The sequence below is a fragment of the Nostoc paludosum FACHB-159 genome (genome assembly GCF_014698835.1).
Lineage (GTDB): Bacteria > Cyanobacteriota > Cyanobacteriia > Cyanobacteriales > Nostocaceae > Nostoc > Nostoc paludosum.
Window position 1 is genome coordinate 42,459 of record NZ_JACJTU010000023.1, and the last position, 19,560, is coordinate 62,018.

Genomic DNA, 19,560 nt, shown 5'->3' on the forward strand with positions numbered 1-19,560 from the left:
GGAACTAGATTTCTTATTTCCCCCCTTTATAAGGGGGGATTAAGGGGGGTAATTCGACTGCATTTATCACTTTTGCGATCGCAATTATGATTTCAGCAGTCGTATTTATGATTTTGCGACTGCAATTTCGATTTTGGCGGTCATATTTATGATTTTGCGACTGCAATTTTTATTTTGGCGGTCGTATTTATAATTTTGCGACTGCAATTTTTATTTCGGCGGTCGCATTTATGATTTTGCGACTGCAATTTTTATTTCGGCGGTCGCATTTATAATTTTGCGACTGCAATTTTTATTTTGGCGATTACTTTTGCCAATCGCACTTATTCTCAAACAAAAAATCGATATGAAAAATGAGTAAAAACACAGGCAACCTAGTAATTATTTCGTTGAACTTTTAATTAAAGAAATCCCCAAAACTACCCATCTCAGACAAAAGGATACTCCACTATTTTGAAAAAGGATTATCAAAAAAGGATACCTCATGTCTTTAAGAACTCGTGGTTCTGCTACTGTTGACAAAGCCCAACGTCGTCTCGCCTTGCTTAAATCCATTGATGAAAATCTGAATTTAGGACATGGGTTAAGTATTGAAGCCTATAACAACCTAATCAATAGTACCCGTGCAAGCGTAGAAGCTCATAACACCCTTTTGTCCAATCTTGAAGAATCGCGTAAAACAGTCGCTCAGAACGAGGAAGCTCTCTCCGAAATGTCTGAACGAATGCTAACTGGAGTTGCAACTGTCTACGGCAAAAAAAGTATGGAGTATTCCAAGGCTGGCGGCTCTACTCGAAAACGAACTAAACAATCTAGTTTAAAAGTTACCCCAGTTACAACGATTCTTGCTACCCAACCTGCTCAAGCTGCAATTGCGAATGCGTCAACTAACGGTAACGGCAAAACTCCTTTGCTACAATAATCCACCCGCCTTAAAAATGGGTGTAGTAGTTAGAAATTTTCATACTCTCATTGTCAATTATGTTTATGACTGCTACTTAAACAAGAAATCAGATCCCCGACTTTTATAAAAAGTCGGGGATATTTTTGTCGGCAATCAAAATATCTCTTAACCTCGACTAAATTGAATTGTTATCGCCACCTTACTTAATCCTCTTGTACAGGCGCGATGAATCGCGTCTCTACCCTTAAAATTGTCTAATTCCCATCTCTAAACCTTCACATACACCGCTAAGAAAATCTAAATCCAAACTAGCAACTGTGTCACTAGGTTTGTGATAATGTGGATTCCGTAAAAATGCTGTATCTGTGACCATCATCGCTGGATAACCCAAATCCCAAAAAGGTGCATGATCGCTAAGTCTGGTTTGTGGAACTATTAAACCTCTATTTGGTACGGGTAGCCATTGACTAGGTACGCCAACTTTACGAATACTACGACTCATCCCAATTAAATCGCCAATTGTCCGCCAATTGCCAATTAAAGCAATAAAATCGCCGCTATTAGGGTAGAAGCGGTCTAAAAAAGGTGGATAGCTTTGAGAACCGGCTCTAGAATCTTTATAGCCCAGCATCTCTAGTGAAATCATTAAACGTAACTGTTGGTTTTGTTGGCGCAACAAAGCTGCATAGTCAGCGCTACCCAGTAAGCCATATTCTTCCATATCGAAAGCAACTAGCCTCAAGGGATATCTGACTGGTTCGGCAGCAAACTTTCTCGCTAATTCCAGCAACACTGCTACACCTGTAGCGTTATCATCTGCGCCTGGTGTTCCAGGGACAGCATCATAGTGGGCACCAATTAAAATAGGCGGCAAATCTTTTTTTTGCTGTCCACCTTGCGAAGGTAAATTTAAAATCAAGTTCTTACAAGTTTTACCCCTAACTTGGAAGGTGTGGATTTCCACACTTCCCCATTGGGAAAATTGCTGGCGAATATATTCTTGGACAAAAAAATGGCCAGCTGTTGCTATGTAAGGATCGCGTTCTCGCGCTATCTCATTGAGGGAAGTTTGTAATCGCTCTGTTAAATTCAAATTTGTGAACTATTTAGCAATTTTATAGATACAGTAAACACAATTAACCGGATAACAACAATTGAGGCTGCTTGGACACACCAAGCATGGTCAATGCTATCCTAGTCTTGCAACTATCTCGTCTAGCTGAACTTTTTAACTTACTACCTTAATGACGACTATTATACCATTGAGGTGTTTTCACCCTGTAGCACAAAGCTAGAGGTAGTTCCACCCAATCATAATAAATATATAAGACACTTTAGGAGAAGAGTAACGCATGGGCAAGGTAGTCGGCATCGACTTGGGTACAACCAACTCAGTAGTCGCCGTGATGGAGGGTGGCAAGCCGGTGGTGATTGCCAATGCTGAAGGAATGCGAACAACCCCCTCCGTGGTTGGCTTTAGCAAAGATGGCGAAAGGGTGGTTGGGCAAATGGCACGGCGACAAACCGTCCTCAATCCCCAAAATACATTTTTTGCAGTCAAGCGCTTCATCGGGCGCAAGTATGGCGAACTTAGTCCAGAATCAAAGCGCGTACCCTACACGATTCGCAAAGACGAAGTAGGTAATATTAAAATAGCTTGCCCCCGGCTGAATAAAGATTTCGCCCCGGAAGAAATCTCAGCAATGGTGCTGAAGAAATTAGCCGACGATGCTAGTCGCTATTTGGGCGAACCAGTGACAGGGGCAGTGATTACAGTACCCGCTTATTTTAACGATTCTCAGCGGCAAGCAACCCGTGATGCTGGCAGAATTGCTGGTTTAGAAGTACTGCGGATTCTCAATGAACCAACTGCTGCATCTTTGGCTTATGGATTAGATCGGGGTGAGACGGAAACGATCTTAGTATTTGACTTGGGTGGTGGCACCTTTGACGTGTCGATTTTAGAAGTGGGTGATGGTATTTTTGAAGTTAAAGCTACCAGCGGAGACACACAACTTGGTGGCAATGATTTTGACAAAGTAATAGTAGATTGGTTAGCAGAGCAATTTCTGGAAACAGAAGGGGTAGACTTAAGACGCGATCGCCAAGCTTTGCAACGTCTGATGGAAGCTGCGGAAAAAGCCAAAATTGAACTTTCTGCTGTCAGCGTTACTGATATTAACTTACCTTTTATTGCTGCCGACCAAGAAGGCCCCAAACATTTGGAAACTCGTCTGACTCGTTCCCAGTTTGAAGGCTTATGCGGTGATTTGATTGGGCGATTGCGGACACCAGTTAAACGCGCCCTCAAAGACGCCGGACTCACACCTAGAGATATTGAAGAAGTTGTGTTAGTTGGCGGTTCCACAAGAATGCCAATGGTGAAGCAGCTAGTACGCGATTTGATTGGCATCGAACCTAACGAAAATGTCAACCCGGATGAAGTAGTAGGAGTGGGTGCAGCCATTCAAGCAGGGATTCTCGCAGGCGAACTCAAAGATGTGCTGCTTTTGGATGTTACACCTTTATCTTTGGGATTGGAAACCATCGGCGGCGTGATGAAAAAACTGATTCCCCGCAATACCACCATCCCAGTACGTCGCTCTGATATATTTTCCACATCGGAGAATAATCAAAATACTGTGGAAATTCACGTAGTCCAGGGCGAACGAGATATGGCAGCAAATAACAAGTCTTTAGGACGGTTTAAGCTGTATGGCATCCCACCAGCGCCACGGGGTATTCCTCAAATTCAAGTATCCTTTGATATCGATGCCAATGGAATTTTACAGGTAACAGCTTTAGACAGAACCACTGGTAGAGAACAGAGTATCACCATTCAAGGCGCTTCTACCTTAAGCGAATCAGAAGTAAATCGGATGATTCAGGATGCTCAAAAATACGCCGATGTTGACCGAGAACGTAAAGAAAGAGTAGAAAAACGGACTCGTTCGGAGGCGTTGATTTTCCAAGCAGAACGCCAACTCAGAGAAGTAGCCTTGGAATTTGGGATGCAGTTTGCCCGCAACCGCCGCCAAAGAATTGATAATATTTGCCAAGAATTACGAGAAAGCCTCAAGGAAAACGACGATCGCGGTATTGACCAAGCCTATGCCGACCTGCAAGATGCTTTGTATGAGCTAAATCGAGAAGTCCGCCAGTATTATGCTGAAGACGAAGACGACGATTTGTTTGGCACTATCCGGGACATCTTTACTGGCGGCGAAAAAGAACGGGAACGCGACTCTTTTAGAGATACATATCGCGATCGCGACTCTTATAGTAGAGACTATAACAGAGACCGAGACTATGGCAGAGACTATAACCGAGATAATAGCCGAGATAATAACCGAGATAATCGTTTTTCCTCCTATGAAAACCGTCCTCCCCGCAAATCTCGTCCAAGTTACCAAGATAATTGGGATGATGAAGAAGACAATGATTGGTTGTAGTTTCTGATAAAAGTTAGGAGTGAAGAGTTAAGAGTTAGGAATTAAGAGTTAAGAGTTAGGAGTTAGAAGTTAAAACTGAAAACTGAAAACTTTCAACTCCTCACTCCTAACTCCTCACTTCTAACTCCTGATTCCTCACTTTTAATTCATCTAAAATTTAAATAACTCAGCTATGCAAAATTTGCAGAATTTCCGCGATTACTACGAAATTTTAGGAGTATCTAAAGACGCCTCGAATGAGGAAATTAAAAAGGTTTATCGGCGGTTAGCAAGACAGTATCACCCCGATCTCAATCCTGGAAATAAAGCAGCCGAGGATAAATTTAAGGATATCGGCGAGGCTTATGAAGTGCTTTCAGATCCAGCCAAGCGATCGCAATACGACCAGTTTAGCCGCTACTGGAAGCAAAAAGGCTTTGCAGGCAATAAACAGACCCCAAAAGCTAAAAGCTGGCAAACTGGTGCTAACGGTCGCAATGATAAGCAGGAAGTAGACCCAAGTCAGTTTTCCGACTTTGAAAGCTTTATTAATCAAGTTATCGGCGTCAAAAATAACAATGGGGCAAAGAACTCGAATAATGGTGCTAGTGGCGATCCGTTTCGTTCGCCGAGAACAAAAGTTGCCTACACAGTTAACAACCCACCCCGCACTGCGCGTAGAGATATAGAAGCTCGATTGACTATACCATTAGAAAAAGCTTATCAAGGTGGTAACGAACGCATTCGCTTAGAAGATGGGCGATCGCTAGAAGTTACTATGCCTCCAGCGATGGTTACAGGTCAAACTATTCGTTTGCGAAACCAAGGCGTTGGTGGTGGCGACTTATACTTAAAAATTACCGTTGAGCCTCATGCATTGTTTAAGCTAGATGGTTTCAACATCCTCTGCCAAGTACCTGTGACTCCCAGCGAAGCAGTTTTAGGAGGACAGGTAGAAGCACCCACCCTCGATGGCCCTGTAAAAATGACCATCCCTGCCGGAGTTAGGTCTGGTCAAAAATTTCGACTAGGCAACAAAGGCTACCCCAATGATGATGGCAAACGTGGCGATCAATTAGTGGAAATTCAGATAGTGACACCGAAAAATATTAGTCAAGAAGAACGAGAACTTTACGAAAAATTACGTCAAATCGAAACCTTTAAACCCCGCGCTGACTTAATAGGTTAGTCTTCATCTTGAAAAAGAGTTTCTACATCTTGTGAACCATGCAAGATGCGTACAATTTCTATGCCTTCGTCTATTGGACGATAAAAAATTAAATAATTTTTCACCGGAAAACTCCGCAACAAAGGAGCCAATTCAGACCTTTGTTTGCCCATTTGCGGAAATTTTGCTAGTTTTGGAAAACTTTCTCGTAGAGTATCAAAAATTTGATTAGCAGCTTTTAAATTATTCTGGGCTAGATATTTCCAGATATTCTCAATATCTTGTGCTGCTTGAGTAGAAATCCGAAATCGACTCATAGAGAATCGCTGTCAGCTAAATTTTGCTGTCCTCGTGCTTTAATGTCTGCAAAAAAAGCTGAAAGCGACTCTTCATCATATTCACTATATTGTCCAGTCTCAAGTTGCTTAACTCCAATGTCAATCTGACTGCGTAAAGCTTCTAGCTTGAGTTTTTGCAGTTCTTCTTCAAGGTGCTGGAGTCGATTTATCATTTGCTGAAACGCTTGGGCTTCATGTACTACAACCTCAGCTTTACCATTTACAGTTAGTACAAGCGGAGATTTTGTGGACTTGATCCTCTCTACGTAGTCCTTGGCATTGCGCTTGAAGTCAGTGAGAGTTTGAATATTTTCGAGATTAATTTTGACGTGCATGGCATCTAATTAAATGCTTTATTAAATATTTTATCAGATGCTAGATTTGTTGTGTCTTCACACTGTCTTCAGCAATTGACAAAGGATTTAAAATAAAAAAAATATCTTTGAGCAAAGTGACTCAAACAGCCGTGAATCAGAAAGGGAAAATGGCACAAAGCAGTGAACCAACTTATTACTCCCTGCTAGGACTGCATCCCTCGGCATCGGTAATCGATATTCGTCGGGCTTATCGGCAACTGAGCAAACGCTATCATCCTGATACTACAGAATTGCCTGCTGCTGTAGCTACTGCCAAATTTCAACAACTCAACGAAGCCTACGCCACCCTGAGCCATCCAGAACGTCGGTTAAGCTACGATTTAAAAATTGGCTATTCCCGTTTTGGCGTGATTCAATCACCTGCTGATTTAAATCATCCGGTGTCGGCCTCTTATGACTTCTCAAAATCAGCTTATCTCGATGCTAGCGATCGCCCACTCTCATCTGGCGAAATCTTCGCTTTATTTATGCTGGTGTTAACATTTGTAGGTTGTCTGTTACTAGCAATTGCCATTGGCTTAACTCGTGGTGACACTGCTTTGCAAACGCATTTAGAGCAACCAAACCTATCTGTACAGCACAATTCAGAATGGATTGCGCTAACACAATTCAGGAGTCAGAAGTAAAACAGCCTTAATGTTTGATACCAAACTGAGTTTGTGTACTTTACGCTTCTTGAAACCTCTTGTAATTACCTTGATGGTAATTAAATATTAAAAATTAAAAAATTTCCTAATCCAAAATCCAAAATTCCTATGTCTCTTCTTCCCGCAGATACCCCCTTATACAATCATCCGCTGCCACAAATTGAGCAGTGGCTAAAAGACCAAGGTTGTCAACAAGATGAAACACACAGACATTGCTGGCGCGTGCAGCGGCCGAGTTGGCAAGCTGAACTTTGGCTTGATGTTGAACAAATCATAGTCCGATATACCCAATCTGGGGAAAATGGGCAAGATATCCAACGCTCATTTAAGTATTCTCTGAGTCGGGAAGATATAGAACAAGCGGTGTTTTCTGGGCCGTAAGCTAAGTGGTAAGTACAGCACACTGTCAACTAATTACTAATTCGTAATTCGTAATTCGTAATTCGGAATACTCGCCAAGGCGTGAGAAGCAAGCTACGTAATAATTGAATTTGAATCCCCACTAAAATCCAATAAGGTTCAGTTAAAGGCTAACTGTACAAAACTCTGGGTTTACCAGACGCGATAAATCGCCGTCTCTACAAGTGTTTTGGTTTTATCTGAACTGTATTGCACTAAAATCTGCTATTTGGTGGGGAAGGGTCCCAAAGGGGCGAAGTCGTTGATGGCTCGACAGCAATGGCTCAAATTCGCGTTAATCTACGTAGTTTACCCCCGCAGGCATCGCGCTAGAGTATTTTCAGACAAAGCATTACCAGTGAGGGAGATAAGGAGATGGGGAGATGGGGAGATGGGGGAGACACATCAATTCAAAATTCAAAAACTTCTGCTTCTGCCTCCTCTTTTCCCATGCCCTATGCCCTTCTTTAAACTTTTCCAAACCGCCGCTCCCGTTGCTGGTAGGCACACAAGGCGCGATGAAATTCAGCGCGATCGAAATCCGGCCAGAGAGTATCGGTGATGTAAATTTCCCCGTAAGCCATTTGCCAGAGAAGGAAATTAGAAAGACGCATTTCTCCACTGGTGCGAATTAACAAATCTGGGTCAGTAATTCCCGCTGTGTATAAATGGCTTTCAAATATTTGTTCATCAATTTCATCAGGTTGTAGTAAACCTTGTTGGACTTGTTTGGCGATCGCCCGACAAGCTTGTAAAATTTCTTGGCGTCCGCCATAATTAGTTGCTACTGAAAACCTGATAGCGCGGTTATTTTTGGTTTCTTCCATCGAACGGGAAATTTCTTGTTGGAGCGATCGTGGCAAGGCCTGTAAATTTCCCACAAACTTGATTTGCACGTTCTCTTCAACCATTTCCCGCAGTTCTTGACGTAAAACTTTTTGGAAAAGAGTCATCAAAAAATCTACTTCTTCCTGGGGTCTTTTCCAGTTCTCGGTGGAAAAAGCATAAGCCGTTAGTGCTTGGATTCCCCAATCCTTGCAGCAACGAAGCAAATCCTTGAGAGCATCGACTCCTCGCTTGTGACCCATAATGCGCGGTAGACCTTGACGTTTAGCCCACCGACCATTGCCATCCATAATCACTGCAACGTGCTGGGGCAATAGCTCTGGTTTCAAGTCTGTGGGCAAATCCTGGAGTTTAGTTTGTTGTACTGTCATTTTTTATCTCGAGAAGCGGTCGATGGTAATCCGAGTAAACGTGAAACCAATGCTAGTGCCTTTCCACCTATCTGACGACCCAAGCTCAAAAGACCAGGAGCAACAGCTTCCCGATCTACCGTTGGGGACAACACAGCCTCTAACGACTCTTTGAGCTTCCTAATTGTCAGTGGTCTATTTAGGGTTCCCCGCTCCGCTAAGGAAATAGAACCCGTTTCTTCTGATACAACGACACAAATGCAGTTTTCGACCCGCTCAGTAATTCCCATTGCCGCCCGGTGGCGTGTTCCCAGCTGGCGCGAGGCTGTGCGTCCCGAAAGTGGTAAAATTATACCCGATGCTATAATCCGCGAACCACGGATTAATGTCGCTCCATCGTGTAACAAAGTTTTCGGCTGAAAAATTGTTTGGATTAGTTCTTTAGAAACTTCCGCGTTTAGCTTTACTCCTGGCACAGAAAAATCCCGCTCATCAATCGGGCCTGTGGTTTCCAAAATTAGTAAAGCTCCAATGCGGTTTTTTGACAATTCTTTAACAGCTTCAACAATTTCATCAATTACACTATCAGATTTGGGGATTGCCAAGCGATCGGGTTGGAACAGCAAACGAAATTCGCCGCGCCCCAATTGCTCTAAAAACCGCCGAAACTCTGATTGCAGAGCAACTGCCATCGCCACAGCACAACCAATCACCAATTTTTCCAAAACAAAATTTAGCAAGGGTAGGCCGAATCTGTTACTTAGTGCTGAGGCTAGCATCAAAACAATGAATCCCCGCACCATCCATAGTGTCCGACGCTCGCTAATAATAACTAGTATCATGTACGTCAGCGCCAGCACTAATACAATATCCAGAGTCCCAAGCAGCAAGGACTGTGACCATCCCAGGTTTATCAGCCATTGCTTCCACCAATCTCTCATGACATCTGGATTACACTTTTGCCGCTAATTACGATTGAGAGTTAGGAGTTATGAGTTAGGAGTTATGAGTTAGGAGTTATGAAAAAAACTTTAATTGACAACTCATAACTTAAAATTCACAACTCCTAACTTCTAACTATTAACTCCTAACTCTTGATTTTTCAGTCTTTCGGGTAGGCGATCTTGCCGAATTAAGTCTTGATAAGTTTCACGTTGCAAAATTAAATTTGCTTCACCATTCGCCACTACCACTGCTGCCGATCGCGGCAAGCGGTTGTAGTTAGATGCCATACTGTAATTGTACGCACCAGTTCCCATAACTACGAGAATATCTCCCGGTTCTGTCTTTGGGAGTAGAGCATTTTTAATTAGAATATCTCCTGATTCACAATGTTTACCAGCAATTGTGACGGTTTCGCTTAGGGGAGAGGACATTTTATTGGCAACTACCGCCCGATAAACTGATTGATAAGTAATCGGACGTGGGTTGTCAGACATGCCTCCATCAATTGCTACGTAGGTGCGAATTTCGGGGATAACTTTGGATGAACCAATAGTGTAGGCTGTAACGCAAGCCGTGGCAATTAGCGATCGCCCCGGTTCACAAAGTAATTTTGGCAAGGGTAAATTTTCGGCTGCACAAGCTTCTTGAATTACCTCGCAAATCGGTTTCACCCACTCTTCAATGCTAGGGGGATCGTCTGATTCTATATACTTAATCCCTAAACCACCACCGACATTTAACTCTGTCAAATTTAACCCATACTTCGCTGCATCGCGGAACCACTGCACCATGAGAGCAGCTAAATCTCGATGCGGTTGGCGCTCAAAAATTTGAGAGCCAATATGAGCATGTAACCCTACGCACTTAAGGACAGATTGTTTACTGACAAAAGTAAATAATTCCTCTAACTCATTTGGGTCAAAACCAAATTTACTATCTAGTTGCCCCGTGCGGATATACTCATGTGTGTGACATTCAATACCCGGCGTCAGACGCAACAAAAATCTAGGCTGTAGGTCAGGGGCATTTGCTGTCTCAACAATTTCCACCAAAGTACGTAACTCGTGCCAATTATCCACCACAATAGTGCAGCCGACTTCTGTGGCAAAAATCAATTCTTCACGAGATTTATTGTTGCTATGAAGATAGATTTTCTCAGGATTGACGCCTGCTTGCAGGGCAGTGTAAAGTTCACCGCCTGATGCGACATCGATTCCTAAACCCTCAGAAGCAGCGATCGCACAAATAGCTAGACAATTCCAAGCTTTTGAGGCATACAATACTTGAGATTCGCCTTTGTAGTATTGCTTAAAAGCATCTCGGTATTGCTGACAACCCAAACGCAGGGTTTCTTCATCTAAAATATACAAAGGTGAACCAAACTGCTTAACTAGGGTTGTGACATCACACCCACCAATTTCCAAGAAGTCATGATTATGAACTCTGGCTGTTAAGGGTAAAAGTTCCTGATTAGGCGAGGAATTTGCTTGGCTGCTGCGCCTTGGAGGTAAATATTGACTTCCAGAATGTTGAACCCCAGTGGGGTGAGTCGATACCATAACTATAATTAATTGTCCTTGTTCAAAATACCGGGGTGAGTGAGTCTCCCGTTTCCCAGTTTACAAAGGGTTTGTAATCTTATTCAACTCTCTTCAAAAGAGGGAAAAGGCAACGCGCAAGGGGCAACATCAAAAAAATTTGACGCAAGGAGATGTTTGTTGCTCGTTCGTTCCCTGATGATGCAGGGTCTTGAGCCGTCCGCTTACACCCAACAAACCTGGATGGTGGAGTTTAAATCCCCAATCATATACAGCCCCTGTTGCCTGTTGCCTGTTGCCTTTTGCCTATTCCCTGTTCCCTGTTCCCTCTTAATAAATGTGAGCTTATTAGACTTAGAAATTCAATTACTCAACAAAGAGCATCTAAGTGCATTACTGCAACTAGATCAAGCTTGTTTTGGTGGTCTGTGGACAATGGAGGGTTACCAACGAGAGTTGGATAGTCCCAACAGCGATTTGTTGGGTTTGTTTTCCCCTGTCTCTAATTCCAGACTTCTGGGAATGGGTTGCTTTTGGTCAATTTTAGACGAAGCTCACATTACAATTTTGGCGGTTCATCCCCAATATCAGCGCCAAGGTTTAGGACAGGCTTTACTATATTCACTCATCAAGACAGCCTGCGATCGCGGTTTAGAGCGAGCCACCCTCGAAGTGCGAGCTTCTAACTTAGGGGCTATATCTTTATATCAAAAATTTGGCTTCAAAACAGCAGGTCGCCGTCGGGGTTATTACCAAGATAACGGCGAAGATGCACTCGTTCTCTGGCTTGGTGACCTCCAACACCCGAAATTTCACACAACTTTAGACCACTGGCATTCTATTGTTAGCGATCGCTTGAGCAAATCTTCTTGGAAGTTGGTTTTTAAAGGGAATGGGGCATGGGAAGACGCGGGGACACAGGGATGCTCTGACGCAAAGAAAAACAAATGACCAATGACAAAAGCTTCAGCAAAAAAGTGTAACTTTGCTGTCTCTTATTATATTTAAATATTTCATAGTAGATATTTTTTAAATAAGCAAAAGCTATGTTAATATTTATGTCTTGATTAATATAAATAAATGTGTTAATAATAAATGTTTGGGATAAACTAATAAACTCTTAAAATTAACAGTTAGCTATTCGTCATAAATCCCAAAAAGGCTGGTAGACTAAAGCTCCTCAGTACACCAGCCACAAGAAAGTAGTCGCAAGGTAGTAATTTCCGCATAAACCTAAATCAGAAGCTTTGGATGTCTATAATCTGTTATACAGGCGTCCAAAAGCTTAGCCTGTGCTAAAATCAGCGTACCGGCACGACGCAGGTGATGGGATAAAGCCATGTTTGAACGCTTCACAGAAAAAGCCATTAAGGTAATCATGCTGGCCCAAGAAGAGGCCCGCCGTTTAGGCCACAATTTTGTCGGCACTGAGCAGATCCTCCTGGGTCTGATTGGTGAAGGCACCGGTGTGGCCGCGAAGGTGCTGAAATCAATGGGCGTCAATCTCAAAGATGCTCGGATTGAAGTTGAAAAAATTATAGGCCGGGGATCGGGCTTTGTGGCCGTGGAAATTCCGTTTACGCCACGGGCAAAGCGAGTTCTAGAACTCTCCTTGGAAGAAGCACGCCAACTGGGGCATAACTACATTGGCACCGAGCATCTGCTGTTGGGCCTAATCCGCGAAGGGGAAGGTGTAGCAGCCAGGGTGCTAGAAAACCTCGGTGTGGATCTATCTAAGGTGAGAACCCAAGTCATCCGCATGTTGGGAGAAACTGCTGAAGTTTCACCAGGCGGTTCATCAGGTCGCACAAAAACCCCGACTCTGGATGAATTTGGCTCTAACCTGACCCAAATGGCCACAGACAACAAGCTCGATCCTGTAGTAGGACGCGCCAAAGAAATTGAGCGGGTGATTCAGATATTGGGTCGCCGGACAAAAAATAACCCAGTGCTGATTGGGGAACCAGGTGTTGGTAAAACAGCAATTGCTGAAGGTTTAGCTTCACGCATTGCCAACAAAGATGTCCCTGACATTCTGGAAGATAAACGCGTAGTCACACTGGATATCGGTTTGCTGGTAGCAGGTACCAAGTACCGGGGTGAATTTGAAGAACGTTTGAAAAAAATCATGGATGAAATCCGCTCTGCGGGTAACGTCATCCTGGTAATTGATGAAGTTCACACCCTAATTGGTGCAGGTGCAGCCGAAGGTGCCATCGACGCCGCCAATATCCTCAAGCCAGCTTTGGCCAGAGGTGAGTTGCAATGCATCGGTGCGACAACCCTAGATGAATATCGCAAACACATCGAACGGGATGCAGCCCTAGAGCGCCGTTTCCAACCAGTAATGGTGGGCGAACCCAGTGTAGATGAAACAATTGAAATTTTGTATGGTTTGCGCGATCGCTACGAGCAACACCACAAGCTGAAAATCTCCGACGAAGCATTGGTGGCGGCGGCGAAATTGTCAGACCGTTATATTAGCGATCGCTACCTACCAGATAAAGCCATCGACTTGGTGGATGAAGCTGGTTCACGGGTGCGGTTGATTAATTCCCAACTTCCACCCGCAGCGAAGGAATTAGACAAAGAACTGCGTCAAATCTTAAAAGAAAAAGATGATGCAGTACGTTCTCAAGACTTCGATAAAGCTGGGGAATTGCGCGATCGGGAGATGGAAATCAAAGCCGAAATCCGAGCGATCGCTCAAAGCAAGACCAATGCAACTGGCTCTGAAAGTGAAGAACCCGTAGTTACAGAAGAAGACATTGCCCACATTGTCGCTTCTTGGACTGGGGTACCGGTGAACAAACTCACCGAATCCGAATCTGAAAAGCTGCTGCACATGGAAGACACCTTGCACCAGCGTTTGATTGGTCAAGACGAAGCTGTGAAAGCAGTTTCACGCGCTATTCGTCGCGCTCGTGTCGGTTTGAAGAATCCCAATCGACCCATTGCTAGTTTCGTCTTCTCCGGGCCTACTGGTGTAGGTAAAACCGAGTTAGCGAAATCCTTAGCTGCTTACTTCTTCGGTTCCGAAGAAGCCATGATCCGCTTAGATATGTCCGAATACATGGAGCGTCACACCGTCAGCAAGCTGATCGGTTCGCCTCCAGGTTATGTTGGTTATAACGAAGGTGGTCAACTAACCGAAGCCGTGCGGCGGCGTCCTTACACCGTGGTGCTATTCGACGAAATCGAAAAAGCGCACCCCGATGTATTTAACATGCTGCTGCAAATTTTGGAAGACGGTCGGTTAACTGATGCCAAAGGTCGCACGGTGGACTTTAAGAACACCTTGCTGATTTTAACTTCCAATATTGGTTCTAAGGTAATTGAAAAAGGCGGCAGCGGTATTGGCTTTGAGTTCTCCGAAGATGTTACCGAGTCAGCTTACAACCGGATTCGCTCCTTGGTGAACGAAGAATTGAAACAATACTTCCGTCCAGAGTTCCTCAACCGACTCGATGAAATTATCGTCTTCCGTCAGTTGAGCAAGCCAGAGGTGACCCAAATCGCCGAAATCATGCTCAAGGAAGTATTCGGTCGTCTAACAGAAAAAGGTATCACCTTAGAAGTCAGCGATCGCTTCAAGGATCGTTTAATCCAAGAAGGTTACAGTCCCAGCTACGGCGCAAGACCATTACGCCGAGCGATTATGCGCTTGTTAGAAGATAGCCTCGCAGAAGAAATCCTCTCTGGTCGCATCAAGGATGGCGATGTAGCCTTCGTTGATGTTGATGAGAACGGTACTGTTCAGGTGAGCGCTCAAGAGCGTCGGGAATTGTTACCCCAAGGCGTTGAGTAAGATTTCAAATTTGGGATTTTAATCTCAAATAAAAAATTAGAAAGCGGTAGAGTGTTTATTCCTCTACCGTTTTTTTACTGACTCTATGAGACAAAAAATTTAAATTAATTTGAATATTTTAACTGTGTCTGGCTTAAAGTTTTTAAGCAAAGTTCAGTAGTTATTCAAAAAGATAAAAAGGTATTGGACAAGATATGTGCAAAAAGCGAGGGTTTGTAAATATTGAGTCTCTTTTAAAACACGCTCACTCTTGACTATTCCTAATTTATCCGTATTATCGGTAGTGGAGTTTTCAATTTCTAATGAATTAGCATTATTGGTCGTAGAGTCTTCAATTTTTAATTGAAAAGTTTCTAATTGAAAAGTATCATCAGTAGTACAGTTAAGAAATAACCCATTTAGTAAATCATTCTTACGCGGTAATCCTAGACAAAGCGATAGTGGTAGAGCAGACTGACTCACAAGTTCCCAAAACTTCTCATTATATGTTAATGGAGCGAAATAAATAAGGCATTCAGCTTAACTTCCAAATAAATTTCTGATATTGTTTCCTTAACAGTAGAGGAGATTTGATCAATTCTTTTTTCTAAGGAAATATCAACTTCTCCTAAAACTTCCTTAATATCTGATTTAAACTTCGCACGAGCTTCATCTATTTGATCAAAGGTTAGTTGAAGGTTTTGTTTATATTTTTTATCAATTTTATCTATTAAAGTACTCTTTTTCACACCATCTGCAACATGATTTGTGACTATTAATCCTGTACCTACAGTAGCAGTAGCTATCCTTACTTGACTTACAACAGTACCTGTGAAACCCGAAAGAGCTGGCAACAATCCACCTTTTTCTTTTAGGTCCGGGAATAAGTAAGTAACTATTTCTTTGAAAGTTTCAGCAAAATACTTATGGGCTTCTGAAAGCTTGTCTAAAGCCTTTATACCGTCTTTTGCTCTTTCTCCAATTTCTTTGACTCCAAAAGGATCAAAGATTGGCGAAGTATCAAAGATTGGCGGATTCCAGAAATTAAAGAAACTCATAAATTATTTAATCTAATTTTAAGATTTGACTAAAACTTAATCCTGCTAAAAAAAGGATACTAATAGCTTGATAGAGCAAGCTTTTTAGTAAAAAACCTTACTAATTTCAGATTGTCTCAAATTGTAGCATTCTTATGCTGATATATGAAGTGCTTTTTGCCACTTCTGAATCAATCTTAGCGATCGCTGCCGTAAATGCCCAGTTCAGCAAATGCATACATAGCAAGATTTTTGTGGTTTCCTATCCGTCGAACTCCTAAGAAAACGCAGGTACTATTATTTGTGCATTTATTATATGTCGGGGTAAGTAGGTGAGTCAGTTATCTGATGACGATATTTATCAGGAAGTCGGTAAAATAGTCGCAAAATTTAACCTGTATAAATGTGACGAATGCGCTATAGCTGTCATGCAATGGTTAAAAGAAAATGGTATTGAGGGAAAAATTATTTTTCTGAGGACGAAAAAGCGTAAAGAATATTATATTCTGAGTAAGCGCTTGGAGCGTCGTGGGATAAATGAGTCAATTACACTTAATGGGAAACACTACGGCGTAGAAGTTCGCGGTCGAGTATTCGATAATCTCTCAACAGATGGATTGACGAAAGAAGATTGGGTTAATGATTTTAGCTGTCCAAGTGAACAATTTATAGTTCAAGAATTACCACAGTTATAAAATAGTTTTGTAGCCTGAAATGGGGGTTTGATATGGGCGGACTATATGAAGTTTTACAAAAAATTAAAACTAAGCCGGGGATGTATATTGGTAAGGCTTCGGTAAGTGATTTATTTCATTTTCTTGTTGGATATGAATTTGCTAGAGGAGAGTTGGATATTGAACCCACAGTATGGGAAGATGATTTCCATGAAAATTTTCAGCCTTGGGTACAGAAAAAATATCATGTGTCAACTTCTAACTCTTGGGCAAAAATTATCATGCTCCACTGTGGGAATGAACAAGAAGGTTTTAATACTTTTTATCGGTTGTTAGATGAGTTTCAAAATCGAGACAAAAGTTTAGAACATCAACAGAAGGTAACTGCTAGTTATGAAGTCAGTACTAAAAGTTGATGTCTTCGTAACGCACCTTAATTTGCTGGTGGTGGATTAGCCTAAGGCATAACATACGTTACTTCTAAAAGCTGCTGTAAAATATAACTACCGTTGCAAATTCGACAAAACGCTTGATAATGACACAAATGACGTTTAAAGTCGAAGCATTTTGGGATAAAGATGCTGAGGTTTGGGTTGCAACTAGCTCAGATGTGCCAGGATTAGCAACAGAAGCTTCTAGTATAGAAATTCTCACGGAAAAGCTTCGAGTAATGATTCCAGAACTTATTGTTCTGAATGGAATAATACGCTCTGACTATGTAGGCTCAATTACTTTTGAGTTAATCAGCCATCGACAAGAGTTAATTCAGGTGGCTTGATAAATGGGTGCGTCTTTTACTGCTGAATTGAAAAAGATTCTTACTGAAGCTGGTTGTTACTTTGAAAGACAAGGCAAGGGAGACCATGAAATTTGGTATAGTCCAATTTCAGACCATCGGTTTGTAGTAGATGGTTCTATCAAGTCGCGTCATACTGCTAATGCTGTTTTGAAACAAGCAGGATTACCAAAAGCATTTTGATAAAAAATAAGTATGAGTCGCGTACTGTATCAAGTACTGTAGACTGCGTTATTGCCGTCTTCATAACGCACCTTAATTTACTAGTGGTGCGTTAGCCTGCGGCATAACACACCCTACTGATTTTTTTGCTTTCCTTGTGTTTTGTTAGGATTTAGGCTTATATGTTGAAGCAACGTGCAATTCTTTGAGTTGCTTGACATCGACACCAGAAGGTGCATCTGTTAACAAACAACGGGCTTGTTGCGTTTTCGGAAAAGCAATCACATCCCGAATCGATTCTTCCCCAGTTAGCAACATTACTAAACGGTCTAAACCGTAGGCGATGCCACCATGAGGCGGTGTACCATATTCAAATGCTTCCAACAAAAAGCCAAATTTATTTTGTGCTTCTTCAGGAGACAAACCGATCGCATCAAATACCTGTTGTTGAATTTCTCGCTGATAAATCCGCAGACTTCCACCGCCAACTTCCACGCCGTTGAGTACCAAGTCGTAAGCTTGGGCGCGTGCAGTTTTTAAATCGCTCAAATCATCAGGGTGGGGTGCTGTAAACGGGTGGTGCAGTGCTTCGAGACGTTTTTCGTCGGCGTTCCACTCAAACATGGGGAAATCTGTAATCCACAGCAAGTTAATTTTTTCTGGATCGATTAATCCAAATTCCCTAGCAATAACTTGCCGCAATCTATCCAAAGTTTTATTAACGGTGGCAGCATCGCCAGCCCCGAATAATAACAAATGTCCAGCTTTAGCACCTGTGCGTCGGAGAATTTCCTGTTTTTGTTCTTCGCTGAGGTTGTCTTTAATTGCGCCAATGGTGTCAATTTCGCCATCGTCTCTCACCCGGATATAAGCTAAACCTTTAGCACCGGCTTCGCTGGCTTCTTTAAATAAATCACCACCTGGTTTAATGCGGACATTAGAAATTACATCGTTGCCGTTGGGAATAGGTAGGATTTTGACGATACCCCCATTGATTACAGTGTCTCGAAAGACTTTGAAGCCAGAGTCTTTGACGATATCCGAGACGTTAACTAATTCCAAACCATAACGGGTATCTGGTTTGTCGCTACCGTAGCGTTCCATTCCTTCGGCGTAGGTGAGACGGGGAAAAGGCCGTTGTAATTCAATGCCTTTAACCGTTTTGAAGATATGGCAAACTAACTTTTCGTTGAGTTCGATAATTTCTTCTTGGGACATGAAACTCATTTCCATGTCCAACTGGGTGAATTCTGGTTGTCTGTCGGCGCGTAAATCTTCATCCCGGAAGCAACGGGCAATTTGATAATATCTATCCAAGCCGGATACCATCAGCAATTGTTTAAATAGCTGTGGTGATTGTGGTAGAGCAAACCATTCACCAGGGTTGACGCGGCTGGGTAGGATATAATCCCTAGCGCCTTCGGGAGTAGAACGGGTGAGTATTGGGGTTTCGACTTCGATGAAACCTTCCAAATCTTCCAGGTAACGGCGCATAGCTTTGACAATTTGATGACGCAGTTGCAAATTTTTTGCCATGCGTTCGCGTCGCAAATCTAAATAACGATATTTCAGCCGCAAGTCTTCCCGTACTGTTTCGCTGTCAGCTACCGAAACTTGGAAAGGTAACTGTTTGCGGACAGCGTTGAGTAGTTGAATTTTATCTGCGTAAATCTCTACTTCACCTGTGGGTAGACGGGGATTTAGAGATTCTTGGGGGCGTTGCGTCACCCTACCAGTGATTTGAACAACATATTCATTTCGCAGGGCATTTGCCTGTTCATAGGAATCAGGGGTGCGTTGCGGATCGCTGACAATTTGAACAATACCAGAGCGATCGCGTAAATCTAAAAATATCACGCCCCCATGATCGCGGCGACGGTCTATCCATCCGTAAAAGGTAACAGTTTCTCCAATATGTTCTTTTCGGACTTCGCCGCAATAGTGAGTTCGCATAATTGTTAGTTCTTGTTTCCAGGGCTAGATTGGCAAATAAATGTCAAAGCTTCCCCATTATCTAGCATCAATAGTAATTGTAGTAGTTCCAGTTCCAGAAAAAACGGAATAATCTCAATGTTGCCTACTGCTTGTTGCCTGTTGCCTGCCATATCGCCATAAATTAATGTAGAGACATGGCAACACCACATCTCTACATACTTTGTCC

The 19,560-nt window shown here is 42.6% G+C and carries 21 protein-coding genes; 11 read left to right on the forward strand and 10 right to left on the reverse strand.

The window, feature by feature from the left end:
- Positions 1–484: 484 nt before the first annotated feature.
- Positions 485–922: a hypothetical protein gene (locus tag H6H03_RS22380; RefSeq protein WP_190957272.1), complete on the forward strand. Its 438-nt coding sequence runs from the start codon at positions 485–487 to the stop codon at positions 920–922.
- A 226-nt stretch (positions 923–1,148) separates the two neighbouring features.
- On the opposite strand, the gene H6H03_RS22385 is transcribed toward H6H03_RS22380, so the two are convergent.
- Positions 1,149–1,997, reverse strand: a complete 849-nt coding sequence (locus tag H6H03_RS22385; protein WP_190957273.1) for a M28 family peptidase — start codon at positions 1,995–1,997, stop codon at positions 1,149–1,151.
- A gap of 259 nt (positions 1,998–2,256) precedes the next feature.
- Between H6H03_RS22385 and dnaK the strand changes: the two genes are divergently transcribed.
- Positions 2,257–4,356 (forward strand): molecular chaperone DnaK, encoded by a 2,100-nt coding sequence (dnaK, locus tag H6H03_RS22390; RefSeq protein WP_190957274.1) that lies wholly within the window; start codon positions 2,257–2,259, stop codon positions 4,354–4,356.
- Between the two features lie 172 nt (positions 4,357–4,528).
- Positions 4,529–5,524: a DnaJ C-terminal domain-containing protein gene (locus H6H03_RS22395; RefSeq protein WP_190957275.1), complete on the forward strand. Its 996-nt coding sequence runs from the start codon at positions 4,529–4,531 to the stop codon at positions 5,522–5,524.
- Here H6H03_RS22395 and H6H03_RS22400 read toward each other — a convergent pair.
- A complete protein-coding gene (locus H6H03_RS22400; RefSeq protein ID WP_190957276.1) occupies positions 5,521–5,820 on the reverse strand; it encodes a type II toxin-antitoxin system RelE/ParE family toxin in 300 nt (99 codons plus the stop codon). The genes H6H03_RS22395 and H6H03_RS22400 overlap by 4 nt on opposite strands.
- The gene (locus H6H03_RS22405) at positions 5,817–6,176 is read right to left on the reverse strand and encodes a type II toxin-antitoxin system Phd/YefM family antitoxin (RefSeq protein WP_190957277.1); all 360 of its coding nucleotides are present in this window, start codon (positions 6,174–6,176) and stop codon (positions 5,817–5,819) included. The genes H6H03_RS22400 and H6H03_RS22405 overlap by 4 nt, the downstream gene beginning before the upstream one ends.
- A gap of 149 nt (positions 6,177–6,325) precedes the next feature.
- On the opposite strand from H6H03_RS22405, the gene H6H03_RS22410 reads away from it, so the two are divergent.
- Positions 6,326–6,844 (forward strand): J domain-containing protein, encoded by a 519-nt coding sequence (locus H6H03_RS22410; RefSeq protein WP_190957278.1) that lies wholly within the window; start codon positions 6,326–6,328, stop codon positions 6,842–6,844.
- Positions 6,845–6,973: 129 nt separating this feature from the next.
- On the forward strand, positions 6,974–7,246 hold the full coding sequence (locus tag H6H03_RS22415; RefSeq protein ID WP_190957279.1) for a DUF3143 domain-containing protein: 273 nt from the start codon (positions 6,974–6,976) through the stop codon (positions 7,244–7,246).
- 485 nt (positions 7,247–7,731) lie between these two features.
- Here the strand turns inward: H6H03_RS22415 and H6H03_RS22420 are convergent, their stop codons facing one another.
- The 3 genes from H6H03_RS22420 to lysA all read right to left on the reverse strand — a co-directional run bounded on the left by H6H03_RS22420 (position 7,732) and on the right by lysA (position 10,964).
- Positions 7,732–8,481, reverse strand: coding sequence for an isoprenyl transferase (locus tag H6H03_RS22420; protein WP_190957280.1), 750 nt, complete (start codon positions 8,479–8,481; stop codon positions 7,732–7,734).
- Positions 8,478–9,401: a diadenylate cyclase CdaA gene (gene cdaA / locus H6H03_RS22425; protein WP_190957281.1), complete on the reverse strand. Its 924-nt coding sequence runs from the start codon at positions 9,399–9,401 to the stop codon at positions 8,478–8,480. The genes H6H03_RS22420 and cdaA overlap by 4 nt, the downstream gene beginning before the upstream one ends.
- 132 nt (positions 9,402–9,533) lie before the next feature.
- Positions 9,534–10,964 (reverse strand): diaminopimelate decarboxylase, encoded by a 1,431-nt coding sequence (gene lysA, locus H6H03_RS22430; protein WP_190957282.1) that lies wholly within the window; start codon positions 10,962–10,964, stop codon positions 9,534–9,536.
- Between the two features lie 318 nt (positions 10,965–11,282).
- Between lysA and rimI the strand changes: the two genes are divergently transcribed.
- Together rimI and H6H03_RS22440 are read left to right on the forward strand one after the other, a co-directional pair.
- Positions 11,283–11,894 carry a ribosomal protein S18-alanine N-acetyltransferase gene (rimI, locus tag H6H03_RS22435; RefSeq protein ID WP_190957283.1) on the forward strand — a complete coding sequence of 204 codons (612 nt, stop codon included), beginning with the start codon at positions 11,283–11,285 and terminating at the stop codon, positions 11,892–11,894.
- Positions 11,895–12,282: 388 nt separating this feature from the next.
- Positions 12,283–14,751, forward strand: coding sequence for an ATP-dependent Clp protease ATP-binding subunit (locus H6H03_RS22440; RefSeq protein WP_190957284.1), 2,469 nt, complete (start codon positions 12,283–12,285; stop codon positions 14,749–14,751).
- Between the two features lie 153 nt (positions 14,752–14,904).
- Here the strand turns inward: H6H03_RS22440 and H6H03_RS22445 are convergent, their stop codons facing one another.
- Both H6H03_RS22445 and H6H03_RS22450 read right to left on the reverse strand, forming a co-directional pair.
- Positions 14,905–15,213: a hypothetical protein gene (locus H6H03_RS22445; RefSeq protein WP_190957285.1), complete on the reverse strand. Its 309-nt coding sequence runs from the start codon at positions 15,211–15,213 to the stop codon at positions 14,905–14,907.
- 26 nt (positions 15,214–15,239) lie between these two features.
- Positions 15,240–15,788 (reverse strand): hypothetical protein, encoded by a 549-nt coding sequence (locus H6H03_RS22450; RefSeq protein WP_190957286.1) that lies wholly within the window; start codon positions 15,786–15,788, stop codon positions 15,240–15,242.
- Between the two features lie 311 nt (positions 15,789–16,099).
- Here H6H03_RS22450 and H6H03_RS22455 point away from each other — a divergent pair, with 311 nt between their 5' ends.
- The 4 genes from H6H03_RS22455 to H6H03_RS22470 all read left to right on the forward strand — a co-directional run bounded on the left by H6H03_RS22455 (position 16,100) and on the right by H6H03_RS22470 (position 17,420).
- A complete protein-coding gene (locus H6H03_RS22455) occupies positions 16,100–16,462 on the forward strand; it encodes a papain fold toxin domain-containing protein (protein WP_190957287.1) in 363 nt (120 codons plus the stop codon).
- 32 nt (positions 16,463–16,494) lie between these two features.
- Entirely contained in the window at positions 16,495–16,857 is a 363-nt protein-coding gene (locus H6H03_RS22460; protein WP_190957288.1) for a hypothetical protein, read from the forward strand.
- Between the two features lie 119 nt (positions 16,858–16,976).
- The gene (locus H6H03_RS22465) at positions 16,977–17,219 is read left to right on the forward strand and encodes a DUF1902 domain-containing protein (RefSeq protein ID WP_190957289.1); all 243 of its coding nucleotides are present in this window, start codon (positions 16,977–16,979) and stop codon (positions 17,217–17,219) included.
- A 3-nt stretch (positions 17,220–17,222) separates the two neighbouring features.
- On the forward strand, positions 17,223–17,420 hold the full coding sequence (locus H6H03_RS22470) for a type II toxin-antitoxin system HicA family toxin (RefSeq protein WP_096541078.1): 198 nt from the start codon (positions 17,223–17,225) through the stop codon (positions 17,418–17,420).
- A gap of 144 nt (positions 17,421–17,564) precedes the next feature.
- On the opposite strand, the gene aspS is transcribed toward H6H03_RS22470, so the two are convergent.
- On the reverse strand, positions 17,565–19,352 hold the full coding sequence (aspS, locus tag H6H03_RS22475; protein ID WP_190957290.1) for an aspartate--tRNA ligase: 1,788 nt from the start codon (positions 19,350–19,352) through the stop codon (positions 17,565–17,567).
- 5 nt (positions 19,353–19,357) lie between these two features.
- Positions 19,358–19,504 (reverse strand): hypothetical protein, encoded by a 147-nt coding sequence (locus tag H6H03_RS22480; protein ID WP_190957291.1) that lies wholly within the window; start codon positions 19,502–19,504, stop codon positions 19,358–19,360.
- Positions 19,505–19,560: the final 56 nt, after the last annotated feature.